Source organism: Kutzneria chonburiensis, assembly GCF_028622115.1.
GTDB lineage: Bacteria > Actinomycetota > Actinomycetes > Mycobacteriales > Pseudonocardiaceae > Kutzneria > Kutzneria chonburiensis.
The window spans coordinates 1,611,628-1,628,407 of the sequence record NZ_CP097263.1 but is presented as its reverse complement, the minus strand read 5'-3'; the positions used below and the strand labels follow the sequence as shown (position 1 = coordinate 1,628,407).

Here is a 16,780-nt window from a genome sequence, read left to right as displayed (position 1 = left end):
ATGGCGGACCAGCCCGGTGTGCTGGAACGGCTCGCGACCGCGCTCGCCGCGCTCTGGCGGCCGGCCGGCGGCTTCCTGGACGACGAGCAGGTGCTCGGCACCTTCGAAGACCTCGGTGTGCTGTTCCCGCCGCAGTTCCTCACCACGGCAGCGATCACCAACGCCCGCACAACGGTCGGCAACGCCGCCGACGCGCTGGCACCGGCGGTGCACCGCCTGACCGACGCGATCGAGGCAGGCCACGCGGTCGACATGGCGGCCGCGGCAACCGAAGTGGTCACGCAGGTCGGCCGGATCGAGGCGGCACTGTCCGAAGTGGCCGCGGCGATCCGCAGCGCGGGCCCGGGGCTGCCGGGCATCACGCAGGCGCAGATCGACGCCCTCGTTGACGGCCTGCCGGGCAAGCTGGTCGACCGGCTGCTGGCCGCGGTGCTGAGCCCGCCGGTGTTCACGCTGCTCGGCGTGGTCGAACGAACGTTCCACTCCGGTGACCCGACTAATCCTGCCGCGCCGCCGTACGAATCGGTGTCGGTCCACCTCGACCGACTGCTGCCCGCGCTCACCAACCCGGCCGGCCAGTTGGCCCGCCTCTACGGCTGGGGCACCGGCGCCTTCGACGCCGCCAAGCTGTTCGGCGTCCTGGAGGACGTGCTCACCACGGCCGGGCTGCCCGCGCTGTTCATCCCAGCCGCCGACGGCAATCCCCCACAGCTGCAAGCATTCGCCCTTGATCTCACGCCTACCGCCGACGGGCAGGGGCTGCGGTTCGAGGCCGTGCTCCCTGGTTCCGGCGCCGCCACAGTGCGACCGCATGGCCTCCAGCCCTGGTGGGACGGCAATCTCGCCGTCAACGTCGACTTCCCCGTCGGCACCAGCGGCGAGCTGCGGCCACCGTTCAACCTCACGGTGCAACCGCCGTCCAGCGGCCAACTCGACGGCTCAGCCACGCTGTCCTTGACCGCGAAGCCGGAACAGCCGTTCGTCCTCATCGGACAGGCCGGCGGCAGCCGGCTGGAAGTCGGCGCCGTGACGCTGTCGATGGGCATGGAGCTCGTCGTCGACCTCGGCACCGGGCATGCGCATGGGGTGCCGACGGTGTCCGGGGAGTTGTCCGGCGGCAAGTTGGTGATCGACACGTCGCAGGGGGACGGGTTCATCGCGACGGTGCTGCGCGGCCTGCATCTGGAGTCGGACTTCCAGGTGGGGTTCGTGTTCGACCCGGCCGGCGGGCTGCGGTTCACCGGGGGCGGTGGGCTGCAGGTGCAGGTGCCGGTGCACATCGAGCTGGGGCCGGTGGAGATCCAGCAGGTGTACCTGTCGGCGTCGGTTGACGGCGGCCGGGTGCCGGTGGAGCTCTCGGCGGGTTTCACGGTGGCGCTTGGCCCGATCAAGGCCAGCGTCGACCGGCTGGGCGTGCTGGTCGACTTGTCCTTTCCGGACGGTGGCGGCAACGTCGGCCCGGCGCAGCTGGACCTCGGGTTCAAGCCCCCGACGGGGATCGGCCTCGAGGTCGACGCGGGTATCGTCAAGGGTGGCGGTTTCCTGTCGGCGGACCCGGATCGCGGCGAGTATGCGGGTGCGCTGCAGCTGGAGTTCGCGGGACTGGTCGAGCTGACGGCGATCGGGCTGATCAGCACGAGAATGCCGGACGGCACCAACGGGTTCTCGCTGCTCGTGGTGATCGCGACCGAGTTCGGCGGCGGCGGCATCCAGCTGGGCTACGGCTTCACCCTGCTGGCGGTGGGCGGTGTGCTCGGCCTCAATCGCGGCATGAACCTGACCGCGCTGGTCGAGGGGGTGCGCAGCGGCTCGATCGAGTCGGTCCTGTTCCCGAAGGACGTGATCGCCAACGCGCCTCGCGTGCTGTCGGACCTGCGGGCGTTCTTCCCGCCTCGCCAGGGCTCCTTCCTGATCGGGCCGATGGCCAAGATCGGCTGGGGCACGCCGACGCTGGTCAGCGTGTCGCTTGGCGTGATCGTGGAGGTTCCGCCGGGCAACGTGGCGATACTGGGCCTGCTCAAGTGCGTGCTGCCCACCGAGCAGCTGCCGCTGCTGGTGTTGCAGGTGGCCTTCGTCGGCGCGCTCGAGGTGGACAAGTCCCGCCTCTGGTTCTACGCGGAGATCTTCGACTCGCACATCCTCACCGTCACCATCGACGGTGGCATGGGCCTGCTGGTGGCCTGGGGCGACAACCCCGACTTCGTGCTCACGGTCGGCGGCTTCCACCCTTCCTTCCGACCGCCGGCGCTGCCGTTCCCGGTGCCCGACCGGATCAGCGTGGACATCCTGAACCGGCCGGGCGAGCTGATCCGCGTGCAGGGCTACTTCGCGGTGACAAGCAACACCGTCCAGTTCGGCGCGTCGGCCCAGCTCCAGCTGGGGTTCAGCGAGTTCTTCATCGAGGGCCACCTCTCGTTCGACGCTCTGTTCCAGATCTCGCCGTTCGCGTTTGTCATCGAGGTGTCGGCCGGCGTCTCGCTCAAGGCGTTCGGGGTCGGCGTGTTCGGCATCGACCTCGACTTCGCGCTGTCCGGCCCGGCGCCGTGGCGGGCCAAGGGCCGCGGCTCCATCTCCCTGCTGTTCTTCGAGATCTCGGCCGACTTCGACATCAGCTGGGGCGAGGAGCGCGATACCACGCTGCCGCGCGTGCCGGTGCTGCCGCTGCTGGCCCGTGAGATCACCAAGCTGGAGGGCTGGCAGACCCGGCTGCCGACCGGCGGCACGAATCCGCTGGTCACGCTGCGCCCGCCGGACGACGTCGGCGATCCGGTGCTGCATCCCCTCGGCACGCTGTTCATCCGGCAACGCGCGCTGCCGCTGAACGTGCGGATCGACCGGGTGGGCGCGCAGCTGCCCAGCGACGGCAAGCGCTTCTCGGTGCGGCCGGCCGACACCACGTTGGTGCAGGTGTCGACGGTGGCCGACAAGTTCGCCATGGCCCAGTTCCAGACCATGACGGACGCGGAGAAGTTGTCCCAGTCGGCGTACCAGAACCAGGACGCGGGCCTGGAGGTGGCCGGGGCCGGCGGCCGGCTGGCGTCGGCCCGCGCGGTCCGCCGCAGCACCCGGTACGAGCAGATCATCATCGACAACCGGGGCCAGCAGCCGGCTCCGGCCGCCCGACTGCTGCGGGCGGCCACCACGACCCGGGTGCGCAAGCCGCTGGTGAACATCAGCCCGGCGGTGCACACACAGTTGTTGTGCGGCAGCAGCACCAGCCGGTCCGTACTGTCCCAACAGGACAGTAGTCGGCGGCAGCCGTTCGCGCCGGACGACACCGTGCGGGTCGCCGACCAGCGCTACGTCATCACCTATGTCCGCAACAACGTGCCGGCGGTGTCCCCGCTGGACGGTCCGGTCAGCTTCCTGAGCGAGACGGCCGCGAACGAGGCGATGGCCGACTGGATCGGCGCCGACAGCAGCCTGGCCGGGCAGTTGCACGTGGTCCCGGAATCCGATGCGGCTGCCTCGCCGGCCAAGCCGCAGACCTGGACCGCCGGCGGCGATCTGCCGGCCGCACTGTCCGATGTGGACGCTGTGCTGCTGGACAACCGCAAGATCCTGATCGTCGGCGGCGCCGATGCCAGCGGCGTCCCGGTCAACACGGCAGTGCTGTTCGATCCAGTCACAACGTCCTGGACGGCAACGGGATCGCTGACCACTGCCCGCCGAGGGCATACCACGACCAAGCTGGCCAACGGACATGTGTTGGTGGCCGGCGGCCTTGGCGCGGATGACCAGCCGCTGAACTCGGTCGAGGTCTACGATCCGATCGCCGGCACCTGGACCACATCCACGGCGCTGCACGAAGCCCGCGCCGGCCACACTGCCACCGCCTTCGCCGATGGCACGATCATCGTCGCCGGTGGCGTCGGGGCCAATGGGACGCTGGCCAGCTCGGAACGGCTCAACGGCAACGAATGGCAGCTCGCGTCGATGGCCGATGCCCGCGCCGGCCATCAGGCCGTGTTGCTGGCCAACGGAAACGTGCTGGTCATCGGCGGCTCGCGGTGGACCGGGGCCGGCGACACCGCGCTGGCGTACTGCGAACGCTACGACGCCAGCACCGGCCACTGGACGCCGACCGGCAGCCTTCTCGTGCCACGCAAGGGTCATCAGGCGATCCGACTCACCGACGACCGCATCCTGGTCACCGGTGGCGATGCTGTCGGCCTCGACGCCAACGGAGTGTTCAACCCGGACAGCGTTGCCACGGCAGAGATCTGCGACTCCACCGGCACGACCTGGACGGCCGCGGCCCCCATGCCGGGCGGGCGCAGCCGGCACCGGGCAGTGCGCACGCGCGGCGGCCAGGTGCTGGTCATCGGCGGCACCGGCATCAGCCAGGGCGGCTACGCGAGCGTACATGTGTTCAACCCCAACGGAACCTGGACCGGCACCGGCGGGCTGACGGCCGGTCGGGCCGGCTTCGCGGCGGCCGAGCTGTTCGACGGCCGGCTACTGGTCGCGGGCGGGGACACCGCCACCACCGAGGTCTTCACCCCATGAGCGAAGGGTTCGACGCCATGACCACCGGCAACTGGGCCTCCGCCGGCCACCTGCCCGCGGCGGCCAGCTGGCGCGGCCAGCACGACAACGCGGTCCGGTTGGCCGACGACACCGTCCTGGTGGCCGGCGGCGCCGACAAGTCGGGCACGCCGGTCAACTCCGCCGCGCACTACACGCCGAGCACCAAGGCGTGGCAGGGCAGCACGATGCTCGGCGCCCGGATGCTGCACGCACTGACCGACCTTGACGGTGGCGACGCGCTGGTCACCGGCGGCCTCGCCACGCCCAACTCCCCCGGCCTGACCACCGTGGAACGATACGATCATACGAAGAACACCTGGTCGCAGGGGCCGGCGCTGCAAGGCGGCCGCTGGGGCCACGCCGCAGTGCGGTTGAAGAACAAACAGGTCCTGGTCATCGGCGGCGCGACCGTGCCGACCGGCAGCGACACCGTGCGCGCACTGTCCACTGTAGAGCTTTTTGACGGTACCAAGTGGACGACCAAGGCCCCGATGGCCGACGCCCGCTACGGCCACACCGCCGTGGTCTTCGACAACGGCCAGGTGCTGGTGTGTGGCGGCGTGACGGCGACCGGCCGCGGCGAGGCCCAGTTGGCGCTGTGCGAGCTGTACGACCCGACCAACGACAAGTGGTCCCCGGCCCCGAGCATGGCCGTGGCGCGCAGCCATCACCAGGCGACCTTGTTGACCCCGACCACCGTCCTCGTCACGGGTGGCGCGGCCCCGCAGGCCGGCGGCGACGGCACGTTCGACCCGTTCAGCCGCAAGACCGCCGAGCTGTACACGCAGGGTGGCGGCTGGCAGGCGCAGGCCACGATGCCGGCCGGCCGGGAGTTCCACCGCGCCGCCCCGCTAGGTAACGGCAAGGCCGTTATTGTCGGCGGCACCGACAGCACCCGCAACGACACCGGCTTCCCCAGCACCCTGGTCTACGACCCGTCGGCCGCGCAGCCCTGGACAACGGTGACCGGGCTGACCGCCGGCCGCTGGGGCTTCGCCGCCGTCGCGCTGGCCGACCACAGCGTGCTGGTGCTCGGCGGCACCGCCCGGTCCGGGCTGGCCGCCAGCACGCCGGACGTGGACGACCTGCTCACCGCCGCGGAGGTGTTCACGCCGTGACGACCCCGAACGCCTACTCGTTCCTGCCGTGGCTGCGCACCGGGCTGGCCACACTGATCGGCGCCGCGCCCCAGGACCCGACCAAGCACCGGGCCCAGATCCCGATCAACCTGGAGATCATCGGCGACGCCGTGGACGGCCGGCCACTGCCCCCGTTGCCGGTCGGCCACACCGTGCAGGTCTACGGGCCGGGCGACGTGATCGGTGTCGACCCGCGGGCGGTGTCGCGTACCGAGCCGCGGGAGTGGGTGACCAACTTCGAGCCGAACTTCCTGGCCCACATCGAGTTCTACGACGAGGACTACCTCTGGCGGTACAGCCCGGCCGCCACCGACACCAGCCGCAACGTGCGTCCGTGGCTGGCGCTGATCGTGCTGGCCGCCGACCAGGACGGCAACGGCGTGGAGTTCACCGAGGGCGCCACGCCACCCGGGCCGCTGCCGTTCATCACGGTCAAGGATCCGGCGGCGACGCTGCCGCCGCCCGACGAGCTCGGCGCATGGGCGCACGTGCACGTCAACGGCGAGATCGTCGGCACCACGCCAACCAACGACCCCACCGCCGCGCTGGCCGGCCTCGAGCAGGTGCTGGCCCAGAACGCTGACAACGCTTGTTGTCGACTGATCTGCCCTCGGCACCTGAAACCCGAGACCGGCTACCACGCGTTTCTGGTGCCGTCCTACGAGAACGGCCGCCTGGCCGGCCTCGGCCAGCCGCCCACTGCCGGGGCCACCGACGCCAGCTGGGGCCCGGCCGCCGGGGGCAGCCAGCTGCCGTACTACCATCGCTGGTTCTTCCGCACCGGCACCGCCGGCGACTTCGAGTTCCTGGTGCGGCTGCTGCACCCGTACACGGCCAAGGATCCGGTCGGCCGCCGCGACATGGACGTGCACGAGCCGGCCGGCCCGGGCCTGCCGCCGATCACCACACCGGCCGACATCCACGGCGTGCTCAAGCTCGGCGGCGCGCTGCGGCTGCCCGAGGACCACCAGGACGTCTGGGACGCATGGGACACCACCGGTGGCGTCACCTACCCGCAGCACCCGTTCCAACAGGCGCTGGCGGCGCTGATCAACCTGGCTGAGGACTACAAGAAGCCCGGCGGCGCAACGGATCCGGTGATCACGCCGCCGCTGTACGGGCGCTGGCACGCGCTGACCCGACGGCTGGTCACCGACGACCAGGGCCGGCCGATCGTCGACCCTCAGCACCCGGACTGGGTGCACCGGCTCAACCTCGACCCTCGGTTCCGCGTCGCCGCCAACTACGGCACCAGGGTCGTGCAGGAGCACAAGGACGAGTACATGAACGCCGCCTGGGCCCAGATCGGCGACGTGGTGGCGGCCAACAACAAGATCCGGGCCGCCCAGCTGGCCCGCGAGGTCGGGCATGCGTTGCAGGGCAAGCATGTCACGCCTCAGCCGGCAGCCACCGCACTGGCCCCGGCCGCGCCCGGCGGCCGCCCGCTGCGGCTGACCGCGCCGGCCCACCCACGGGTCACCGACGCCGATCAGACCGTCGGCTACCAGGTCGCGGCCAGCAACATCGGCGCCGCGCCGGTCTCCCCCACCATGCGCCGGGCCACCCGGCCGGCGTCGCGGCTGATCAAGTCGCTGTTCACCGACGACCGCCAGGGCAACAACGCGTTGCTGCCCAAGATGGAGCTGGGCACGGTCACTGCCGCGCCGGCCTGGGTGGTGCCGGAAGCCGTTGTCACGCCGGCGAAACTGGACGGCGCGCTGCATCCCGTGCCGACGTTCGACGACGATCCGGTCGGCAAACTTCCCTTCAGCTCGAACTTCCAGCTCAGCGTGCCCGAGGACAACCTGCCGCCACCGTCGACCGGCGGCCAACAGGACAGCCACGACGCCGCCAACTTCAAGGACGCGCTGCGCGACATGTACCACGGCTTCGACGCCGCGGCGGTCGGTGGCAGCACGGCGGCGCGGCCGCCGCTGCCGGTCGCAGCCGTCACCGACGTGACCATGAACGGCCTGCGGGCCGACCTGACCGTGCCGCGCAACCTGCTGGCCTCGGTGAACCTGCCGCCACGACTGCGGTCGGTGTCGGCCTTCGCCGCCACCGACACCCCGGACCAGCCGATCGATGTGGTGATGGCGTACCCGGTGATCGACCTGCCGATGTTCCGGCCGCTGCTGGCACTGTCCGTTGACCTGTTCGTGCCCAACCTGAATCTGGTGCCGCCCAACACGGTGACGCTGCTCGACACCAACCAGGAGTTCATCGAGTCCTACCTGGTCGGGCTGAACCACGAGCTGGGCCGCGAGATGCTGTGGCGGGAGTACCCGACCGACCAGCGCGGGTCGGTGTTCCGCCAGTTCTGGGACGAGCGGACCGCGCTGTCCACGCCGGGCGAGTCCGAGCAGCAGCGCCGCCAGCGGCTCTACGACATCACCCCGATCGACACCTGGGGCAAACGACCGCTGGGGGCCAACAACAACCGGCGGCCGGCCAACGACCAGCAGGACACCCTGGTCCTGATCATCCGTGGCGAGCTGCTCAAGAAGTACCCGACCGCAGCGATCTACGCGCAGGCCGCGGTGTGGCAGGACGACCACGGCAAGGAGCGGCTGCCGTGCGAGCCGCTCGATCCGAACCACCCCACCGACAAAGAGATCCGCATGCCGCTGTGGGAGTGCAAGGTCGAGCCGGACATCTACCTGCTGGGCTTCGACCTGACGGCGGCCCAGGCCAAGGGCGACGGTGTCACCGATCCCGGCTGGTTCTTCGTGATCAAGGAGCGGCCGGGCGACCCGAGGTTCGGCGCGGACATCGACACCGACGGGCCGGTCGAGCTGTGGGACGACCTGTCGTGGCCGCTGCTCGATCCCGGCGACCGGCACGGCTTCCTCCAGTTCGGCGATGGCGTCAGCGTCACGCTGAACGACCTGAGCGGCGAGTACGCGCAGGACCCGCTGATGACCGCCCAGCACGACGAGGACACTGCGGTGGCATGGCAGCCCGGGATCAGCTCGGCCGACGTGGCCTACCTGCTGTTCCAGGCGCCGGTGCTGCTGGCCGTGCACGCACAGGAGATGCTGCCGCATGACGACACCGCTCAGTGACGACTACCCCGTGCTGCTGGGGCCGGTCCGCGTGGAGACCCGGTTCGTCGGCGCGGAACTGCTGATCCGCGTGTTCCCGGACGAGTGGCAGGTGGACAAGTTCGAGCCGCTGCCCACCACCGCCGAGATCGCCGCGATGGACGCCTACTGGGCTGCCGTGTGGCGGGCCGGTGGCGTGGCGGCGGGCGAGCAGGCCGCGTGGCATGAGCTCAGCACCCGGATCCCGCCGGGCCGTGCGACGTGGCTGCTCCAGGGTCACCAACCGGCGAATCTCGCCGACAAGCCAACCAATGTTCCCGCTAACACCACCGTGCTGGTCGTCAGCTCGACGACACCGGTGGCGGTGAACGACCGGCAGCCGACCGTCAACTACTGGACCGCCATCTGGCAGGCACACGGGGATCGGGCCAGGACCCGGACCGCCGAAATCGCCCTGCTCGCCGCAGTCGGCCCCGCTCGGGCGACCGGCATCAAGTCCAGGCGGCCGTTGGGGATCGACGCCGCGCCCACCGCGCCCAGCGACGACGTCATCGTCGCTTTCCTGGTTTTGCCGGTGCCGAGTCAGGTTGCCGCCCAGTCCTGGACCACCGCCGCCCACGCACGGCTGCTGCCGGACGCATTCACCTTTGTCGGCTACGTCGGCGGTCAGCAGGTGTTCACCAAGACCGGGAATCCACTGCCGACCTCGCTGGCCGTCAGCCCGGATCCGGGCACCGCGGACGCCGACCAGCTCCAGATCGACGCGAACGGCAACCTCCACGTGCCCGCCGATCTGCTGTGGCTGACCGATTTCGGCAAGGCCGTGACGGCCGGCATGGGTGTCCGAATTGGACTGACGCCCCAACAGCAGAAGGACGGCATCGACCGCCTTGTCGTGTACGGGCTGCGGCAGCAGTCGACGCCGGCCCAGTCCGCGACCGACCTGAGCGACCTGTTGCTGCGCCAGCTCCGCAGCCCGGCCGGCTTGGCCGTGCTGCCACAGGGCACGCCCACCAACAACTCCGACCAGGCGCCGGCCGGCCAGACCGCCACCGCGGTGTCGGCGGCCGCACTGCGCACCGCCGCGGCCAGCTTCGACAGCGACGACTGGACATCCACATCGGACGGACAGCTGCTGGCCGAGTTCGTCGGCATCGACCCGGCCGTGCTGACCGGCGTGCCCGGCGCGGACGGGACCGACCACACCGACGCACGGGCAATGAACACCGCGCTGTGGCCGGCAACCTGGGGCTACCACCTGCAAACCACGCTGTACCCCATGTTCCCTGACGACCTCGTGGCCGAGCTCCGGGACTTCTTCCTACGCAACGTCTCCGGCCGCGGCCCGGCGCCGACCATGCGGATCGGCCGGCAGCCGTACGGCATCCTGCCAACCACCGCGTTCTCCCGGCTGACCTGGCCCGACGCCCAAGCCCACCGCCGCGTGCTCAACCACGTGCTGGCCACGGCCGGCGCGGACTGGCAGACGGCGACCGCCAAAGTGTCGCATGTGGACTCGGCCGGCGACCCGCACCAGGTGCTGCTGGACATCCTTGCCCTGCACCCGACCTCGGCCGAGTACTACCAGCGCTACGCTCAGAGCGTCGAGGACATCTTCAACCGCGAGAACCTCGGCGCCAACGGATCGGCCGTGCTGCCGGCGCTCGACGGTCTGAACATGCCGCAGCCGATCCGCGCGCTGCTGACCCGACTCGGTTACACCGGACCGGATCCGGCGCTGCTGCGGCGGTTGTTCATCGACTCCCAACACCCGCTGCTCGCGCCGCTGGTCGACGATCGGCCGCTGTCGGAGACCACGCCCGTGCGCGACTACACCGCCGACCGCCAGAACTACCTGGCCTGGCTGGTTCAACACGGCCTCACCGACCTGGAGGCCATCCGGCTGGAGACCGGGTTCGCCGGTGACGTCCGGCCGGCCGCGCTGCTCTACCTGCTGCTGCGCCAGGCGGTGATCCTGGCCTGGGCCGACGCCGGCCGGCGGCTGGCCATCGCGGCCGGCAGCCCCAACCCGCCGACCACGGCCGATCCGCTGTTCGTGCACGTGAAGTTCGCCGAGCCGCCGTCGTCGCTGCCCAGCGAGAGCCGGTTCCGGCAGCTGTACTCGCCGGACCCGGTGCTGACCGGCAGCCCGCAAACCCTGGTACGGGAGTACATCCCGACCGTGGCCCACGGCAATCCGGCCACCGCCGAGCTGGCCGAGCAGGTGCAGGCCATCGACCTGTTGTCCACGCTGCCGACGGCTCGGCTGGAACGGGTTCTCGCCGAGCATCTCGACCTGGCCACCTACCGTCTCGACTCGTGGCGGCTGGGTCTGGTCACCGAGCGACTGACCGAAATGCGCACCAACGCCGCGCGTGGTGTGCACATCGGGTCGTACGGGTGGCTGGAGAACATCCGGCCCCGCAAAGACCTTGTGCCGACGCCGCCGCTGCCGGCCGACCTGGCGACGATCTTCGCCGATCCGACGCCGCTGATGACCGACCCGAGCAACGAGGGCTACGTGCACGCCCCGTCGCCGGCCCACGCCCGCACCGCCGCGGTGCTACGCGCGGGTTATCTGGCCAACGGGTCAAAGGACTATCCCGGCTCGTTCGCGGTCAACCTTAGCTCCGAGCGGGTGCGGCGGGCCCTGACCGTGCTCGACGGGCTCCGGCAGGGCCAGGCCCTGGGCGCGCTGCTCGGCTACCGGCTGGAACGGGACCTGCACGACTCGTACGCCATCGCCGAGCTGGACACCTTCATTCCGGCACTGCGGCAGCAGTTCCCGTTGCGGGCCAACAAGATCCCTGAGACCCAGCAGTCAGGGCCGATCGAGCAGGTCGAGTCGTACAACGTGGTCGACGGCCTCGCACTGGCCCGCCACCTGACCCGCGGCGGCGTGTCCCAGACCTACCCGTTCGGCCTCGAGGCAGCGCTGCCGCCGGCCGATCCGAACCAGACAGCGGCCATCAGTCAGGCCGTAGTCGGCCTGTTGGACCTGCACGACGCACTGGCCGATCTCGCGGTGGCCGAGGGCACGCACCAGGCATTGCTGGGCAACACCGAACGGGCCGCCGCAACCCTGGACGCCTATGCCAAGGAAGGCTTTCCCGGCGTGCCGGCGGTCGTGCAGACTCCGCGCAGCGGCACCACGCTGACCCACCGGTTCGGTGTGCTGTTCACCCCGAGCCTCGATCCCGATCACGGGGTTCTCCTGGGACACAACAACCCCCGGGCCCAGGCTGAGCCGGCGGTGAACGACTGGCTGCCCGCGGTGGTGCCGGCGACCATCTCGGCCAAGGTGACGTGGACCGACCCGGTCAGCGGCCTGGCCCGGGCCGAGTCCGTCACGCAGAACGACCTTGGGCTGCAACCGATCGACCTGCTGTGGGCAGTGCGGCCGACCGGCGATCCGGCCCAGACCGACCTGGACGACCGGATTATCGGTGCGATCGTCGAGCGCTTCCGCCCTCGGCCGGACGCGGTGCTGACCGTGCAGCACACCCAGCGAGTGGCGAACAGCGTCACGTTCTTCGAGACGTCGCCGCTGATCGCGTCGCTGCGGACACTGCTGACCACGGCCCGGCCGTTGCGCCCCACCGACTTGACTCCGGCCGCCGGCGGCACGGTCGACCGCTCGGCCGACCAGTCGATCAAGCTGCCCAAGGCCCGGCCGCTGGCCGTGCAGGCGTCGCTGACCGCATTCCAGAAAGACGTGAGCGACTATCTGGCCGATCTCACGCCGATGGGGCGGGACGACATCATCGCCGGCATCGACGATCTGATTGGCGGCTATGGAGATCTGGTCACCACGGCCGGCAAGTTCGGCATGGTCCGCAGCGGCTGGGCCGAGCTGGTCGAGTGGCGACGGGGCGTGTTCGCCGCTGTGCTCGCGGCCGTGTTGGTGACCTCCAAACGGATGCAGGCGTCGCTCGACGCCGCCGACGCGATCATCGTGCAATACAACAACCTCCCGCGCACGGCGACCGACGAGCAGCGCTTCGCCCTGCTACAGCAGGCGGAACGCCTGCTGACCACCACGCCGACGAGCCCGCGGCCGAGCACGCCCACTGCGCTCCGGGTCCAGGTGGCCAGCCTGCGCAACGAGTTCAACGGCAAGGTCACCTCGCTCAAGAACGAAGCCAGGAGCAGCCAGAACACGCTCAGCGGCCTCCTCGCCGAGATCGGCCGGATCGGCTCGCTGGCCAAGTACGATCGACTGGGCCTCGACCTGAGCCCGTTCCAGGACCAGATCGTCACCTACGGCAAGGACTTGCTGACCCGCACGACGGCGTTGGCGGCCGACATCGCGCTGCGGCTGAAGAACGTGTTGCCACCGCTGGCCGACTACGACAAGGCGGTCACCGGACCCGATCAGGTGCAGGCGGCGACGGAGGCACTCAAGGCACTGCTGGGCGAGGACGTGTTGGTGGTGCCCGAGTTCACGCCGACCGACCAGGTCAACAGCGACTGGCGCAAGGCCCGCCAGGACAGCGGCCGACTCGTCGCGCACCTCGTTGCCGCGCACGACTTCCCGGTGGACGACTGGGTGCACGGCATCGCCCGCGTCCGGGACAAGATGCGACACTGGGAGAACGCCGTGGCGATGGCCGACGCGCTGCGCGGTCCCGGGCACGGCATTCTCGGCATCCTCGACGGCTGGGAAGAGCCGGCCGTCACGCCGGTGCAGTTCCCCTACCATGCCGGCGATCACTGGCTGGCCATGGAATTCGCCGACAACAAGCCGATCACCGAGGACAAACTGCTGTTCAGCGCCCACTACGCGGCCGAGCCGCTGCTGGGCACATCCGACCACTGTGGACTGTTGCTGGACGAGTGGACCGAGGTGGTGCCGGCGGTCAGCGAGACAACGTCCATCGCCGTGCACGTCGACCGGCCGGATTCCGAGCCGCCGCAGGCGATGCTGCTGGTCGCGCCGCCGGCCCGCACCGGCTCGTGGCACACCGACGACCTGCTCGCGGCCGTCAATGAGACGCTTGATCTGGCCAAGGCCCGGGCCGTTGAGCCGCAACATCTTGACGACACGCCGTACGCCCAACTGCTGCCGGCGACCGTCATGTCGGCGACACGACAGCCGGTGACCATCGGCACCGATCTCGCCATCGCCAACCTGCGCCGGAAGGCCACGCCATGACCGAACCCCGGATCGAGTCGCTGACCGACGTGCTGGCCGGTCGGCAGTTGCCGACGGTCGGGCTGTGGAACCGGCTGGAGGGCCGGCCGCGCACCACCGACTTCGACCGCGCGCTGCGGGCCGAGGTGCGGGATCCACTGTGGATGCTGGCGCGGCAGTGGCAGCTCGGCGAATTCCGCGGCGCCGACGCCGGCTCGCCCGTGACGGCAAAGTATGCCGTCACCGCGACCACGCCGACCCGGTTCGCCGCCGGCGACGGGCCGGCCGAGAACCTGACCGCCGACCGTCCACTGGAGACGTTCGCCGAGCGGCGCGCGCTGCCGTTCGCCTTCGACACCGACAAGATCTCGTTCGACCTGCGGCTGGCCATCGGAAGGCGGTGGATGAAACTGATCGGCGCGAACACACTGCTGCGGGGGCTGACCATCCGCAAGCAGTACGTCGACCTCTATCCGATCGCGCTGCCCGACCCCGACCAGGACGCCGACACGGCCCGGGCCTCGCATCCCGAGGTGTGGGCGGCGATGCAGGCGATGGCCGGCCGCCGGATGGACGGCTACGAGCTGTACCGCCACCTCAAGAACGGCGGCAAGCCGGTCGACGGCCTCACCGGCTTGGAGGTGATCCTCAACGCCGGCGCGATCAATGCGTTGAAGCCCAAGCTGATCAACTGGTTCGAAGGGCTGATCGACCAGCCGGTCGGCGACGCCGCCTGGGATCCGCGGGCGCTGGAGCACCGGTTCTCGGTCGCCGGGCCCGCGCCCGGTGGCGAGACCGTGCTGACCGCGCAGGAGTATCCCGGCGGCACGTTGGAATGGCAGGACTTCACCGTCAACACCGGCCGTCCGGTCGGCGGCACCGGCACCGCCCCGCCGCCGATCGTCCGCGCGGTTTTCCCTTCCCAGGTCCGGTTTTCCGGCATGCCGCTGGCCCGCTGGTGGGCCGTCGAGGACGGCAAGACCAACTTCGCCGCGGTCAAGCCGGACAGCACCGACCTGGCCCGGCTGGTCTTCCTCGAATTCGCGCTGGTCTACGGCAACGACTGGTACCAACTGCCCTGCGACCTGCCGGCCGGCACGTTCGCCCGGGTCGACGGCGTGGCGGTCACCGACGTCTTCGGGCAGCGGCTGTGGGTCGAGCCCGCCGGCACACCGAACGACAAACGCTGGCAGCGCTGGTCAATGTTCACCGTCGACACCGTCGGCCCGGTCGACCCCAAGGCTCCGGTGCCCGTGCACACCGGGATGTTGTTGCCGCCCAGTGTGCCCAAGGTGGCCAACGGGCCGGCGCTGGAGGAGGTGTGGCTGGTCCGCGACGAGCATGCCGACCTGGTCTGGGGAATCGAGCAGGTGGTCCGGACGGCCACCGGGAACAGCCGTCGCGGCAATGAGATCGCCTCCGAGGTGCTGGCCCACCGCACCCGGCTCTTCCCGCCACAGGGCCGCACCGGCGCACTGGCGCCCATTGCCTACGAGGCGATGAACTCAATACCCGACAACTGGATTCCGTTCATCCCGGTGCACGTGGACGACATCAAGCGCAAGATCCAGCTCCAACGCGCCGCCCTGCCCAGCGCGGTCGGTCCGACGGTCGGCGTGCCGCCACGGACCGACCTGCTGCGGCAGGGCCTGGACCTCCCGCAGCCGACCCAGTACTACGTGAACCAGGAGGAGGTTCCGGTCGCCGGCACCAAACTCACCGTGGCCTACAACCGAACCCGGTGGCGGGACGGCCGGGTTGTGGTGTGGCTCAGCGCCCAGCGCGGCGTCGGACGAGGTGAAGCGGCCAGCGGCCTGGCCTTCGACCAGCTCGTCGACACGGCGTGATCACCGAGGCCGGCGGCCGCCGGTCACCGTGATCGGGAGCTTGTGCGGGAAGCGCTTCCGCACGTGCTCGCCGGCCTCGGAGTCCGGCAGCACGTAGATGGGCTCCACCTTGTCCTGCAAGGGTTTCAGCACGAGGTTCATGAACGCCTTGCGGTCGTCGAGGTAGGGCTCGAGCACGTCCTCGCCGGCCGGGCAGACGGCGAGGCAGTAGGCGGCCTTGTAGTTGGGCTTGAAGGACAGGCTCTGCCACATGGACGCGTTCTCGGAGTCGCTCACCCGCTCCCGGAACTCGGGGCCGTCCTTGCTGTCGGCGATGGTCTCCACCCATTCGGTGAAGCCGCCCATGAACTCGCGGTAGTTGTGGGTGGAGCAGGCCACCCAGTCCAGCACGCCGTCCTTGCTGATCGCGCCGACCGGGCAGGCGGCGACGCAGAGCTTGCACTCCAGGCAGGGGTTGTAGTCCAGCTTCTGGCCGTGCTCGCTGATCTCGGCGTCGACCAGGATGGTGCCGAGCAGGATGAAGTTGCCGTACTTGGGGTGGATCACGTTGCGGTGGATGCCCATCGCGCCGAGGCCGGCCGCCACCGCGATCGGCTTGTGCGCCACCACCCAGATGCGGCCCGGGTACTTGCCCATCTCCATCGGGAACGTGGCCGACGGGTTGATGGCCCGATAACCCGCGTCCTCCAGCGCTCGCACGATCTCGTGCGCCGCCTCGTTCAGCAGCTCCCCCGTCCGGTGAAACTCCTGGTTGGCCACGCTGCGCGCCGGCGAGCGCACGTTGTCCCGGTTCATCCTCGCCACCAGGCTGATGAAGCTCCGCGTGCCCGGCAGCGCATGCTCCGCGTGCTCCACCTCGCTGGCCAGGTCCTCGTGGTCGATCGACACGAATCCCACGTCGTCCAGTCCCGCATCCAGGCACAGCTTCCGCAGCCAGCCCGCGTCGATCACCCCCGCCGGACCGCCACCGGGCCGTTCCCGCACCGCCCGCACGTTCGGGTGCTCCGCCAACCGCGCCGGGATCTTCGCCACGCCCGACCTCCCCAGGTCTAGTAGTGCAACTCACCCTGACACGGTTAGTTGGAA

At 70.3% G+C, this 16,780-nt stretch carries 6 protein-coding genes; 5 read left to right on the top strand and 1 reads right to left on the bottom strand.

Annotated features, from left to right (window positions below; all coding sequences use genetic code 11):
* The 5 genes from M3Q35_RS07605 to M3Q35_RS07585 are packed head-to-tail and all read left to right on the top strand — an operon-like array spanning window position 1 to window position 15,694.
* Entirely contained in the window at window positions 1-4,509 is a 4,509-nt protein-coding gene (locus M3Q35_RS07605) for a DUF6603 domain-containing protein (RefSeq protein WP_273940939.1), read from the top strand.
* Window positions 4,506-5,648, top strand: coding sequence for a Kelch repeat-containing protein (locus M3Q35_RS07600; protein ID WP_273940938.1), 1,143 nt, complete (start codon window positions 4,506-4,508; stop codon window positions 5,646-5,648). The genes M3Q35_RS07605 and M3Q35_RS07600 overlap by 4 nt, the downstream gene beginning before the upstream one ends.
* Entirely contained in the window at window positions 5,645-8,734 is a 3,090-nt protein-coding gene (locus M3Q35_RS07595; protein ID WP_273940937.1) for a hypothetical protein, read from the top strand. Before M3Q35_RS07600 ends, M3Q35_RS07595 begins: the two co-directional genes overlap by 4 nt.
* Complete coding sequence (locus tag M3Q35_RS07590; RefSeq protein WP_273940936.1) at window positions 8,715-13,868, top strand: hypothetical protein; 5,154 nt, start codon at window positions 8,715-8,717, stop codon at window positions 13,866-13,868. The genes M3Q35_RS07595 and M3Q35_RS07590 overlap by 20 nt, the downstream gene beginning before the upstream one ends.
* The gene (locus M3Q35_RS07585; RefSeq protein WP_273940935.1) at window positions 13,865-15,694 is read left to right on the top strand and encodes a hypothetical protein; all 1,830 of its coding nucleotides are present in this window, start codon (window positions 13,865-13,867) and stop codon (window positions 15,692-15,694) included. Before M3Q35_RS07590 ends, M3Q35_RS07585 begins: the two co-directional genes overlap by 4 nt.
* Here the strand turns inward: M3Q35_RS07585 and M3Q35_RS07580 are convergent, their stop codons facing one another.
* Window positions 15,695-16,726 (bottom strand): epoxyqueuosine reductase, encoded by a 1,032-nt coding sequence (locus M3Q35_RS07580; RefSeq protein WP_273940934.1) that lies wholly within the window; start codon window positions 16,724-16,726, stop codon window positions 15,695-15,697.
* Between the last annotated feature and the right edge of the window lie 54 nt (window positions 16,727-16,780).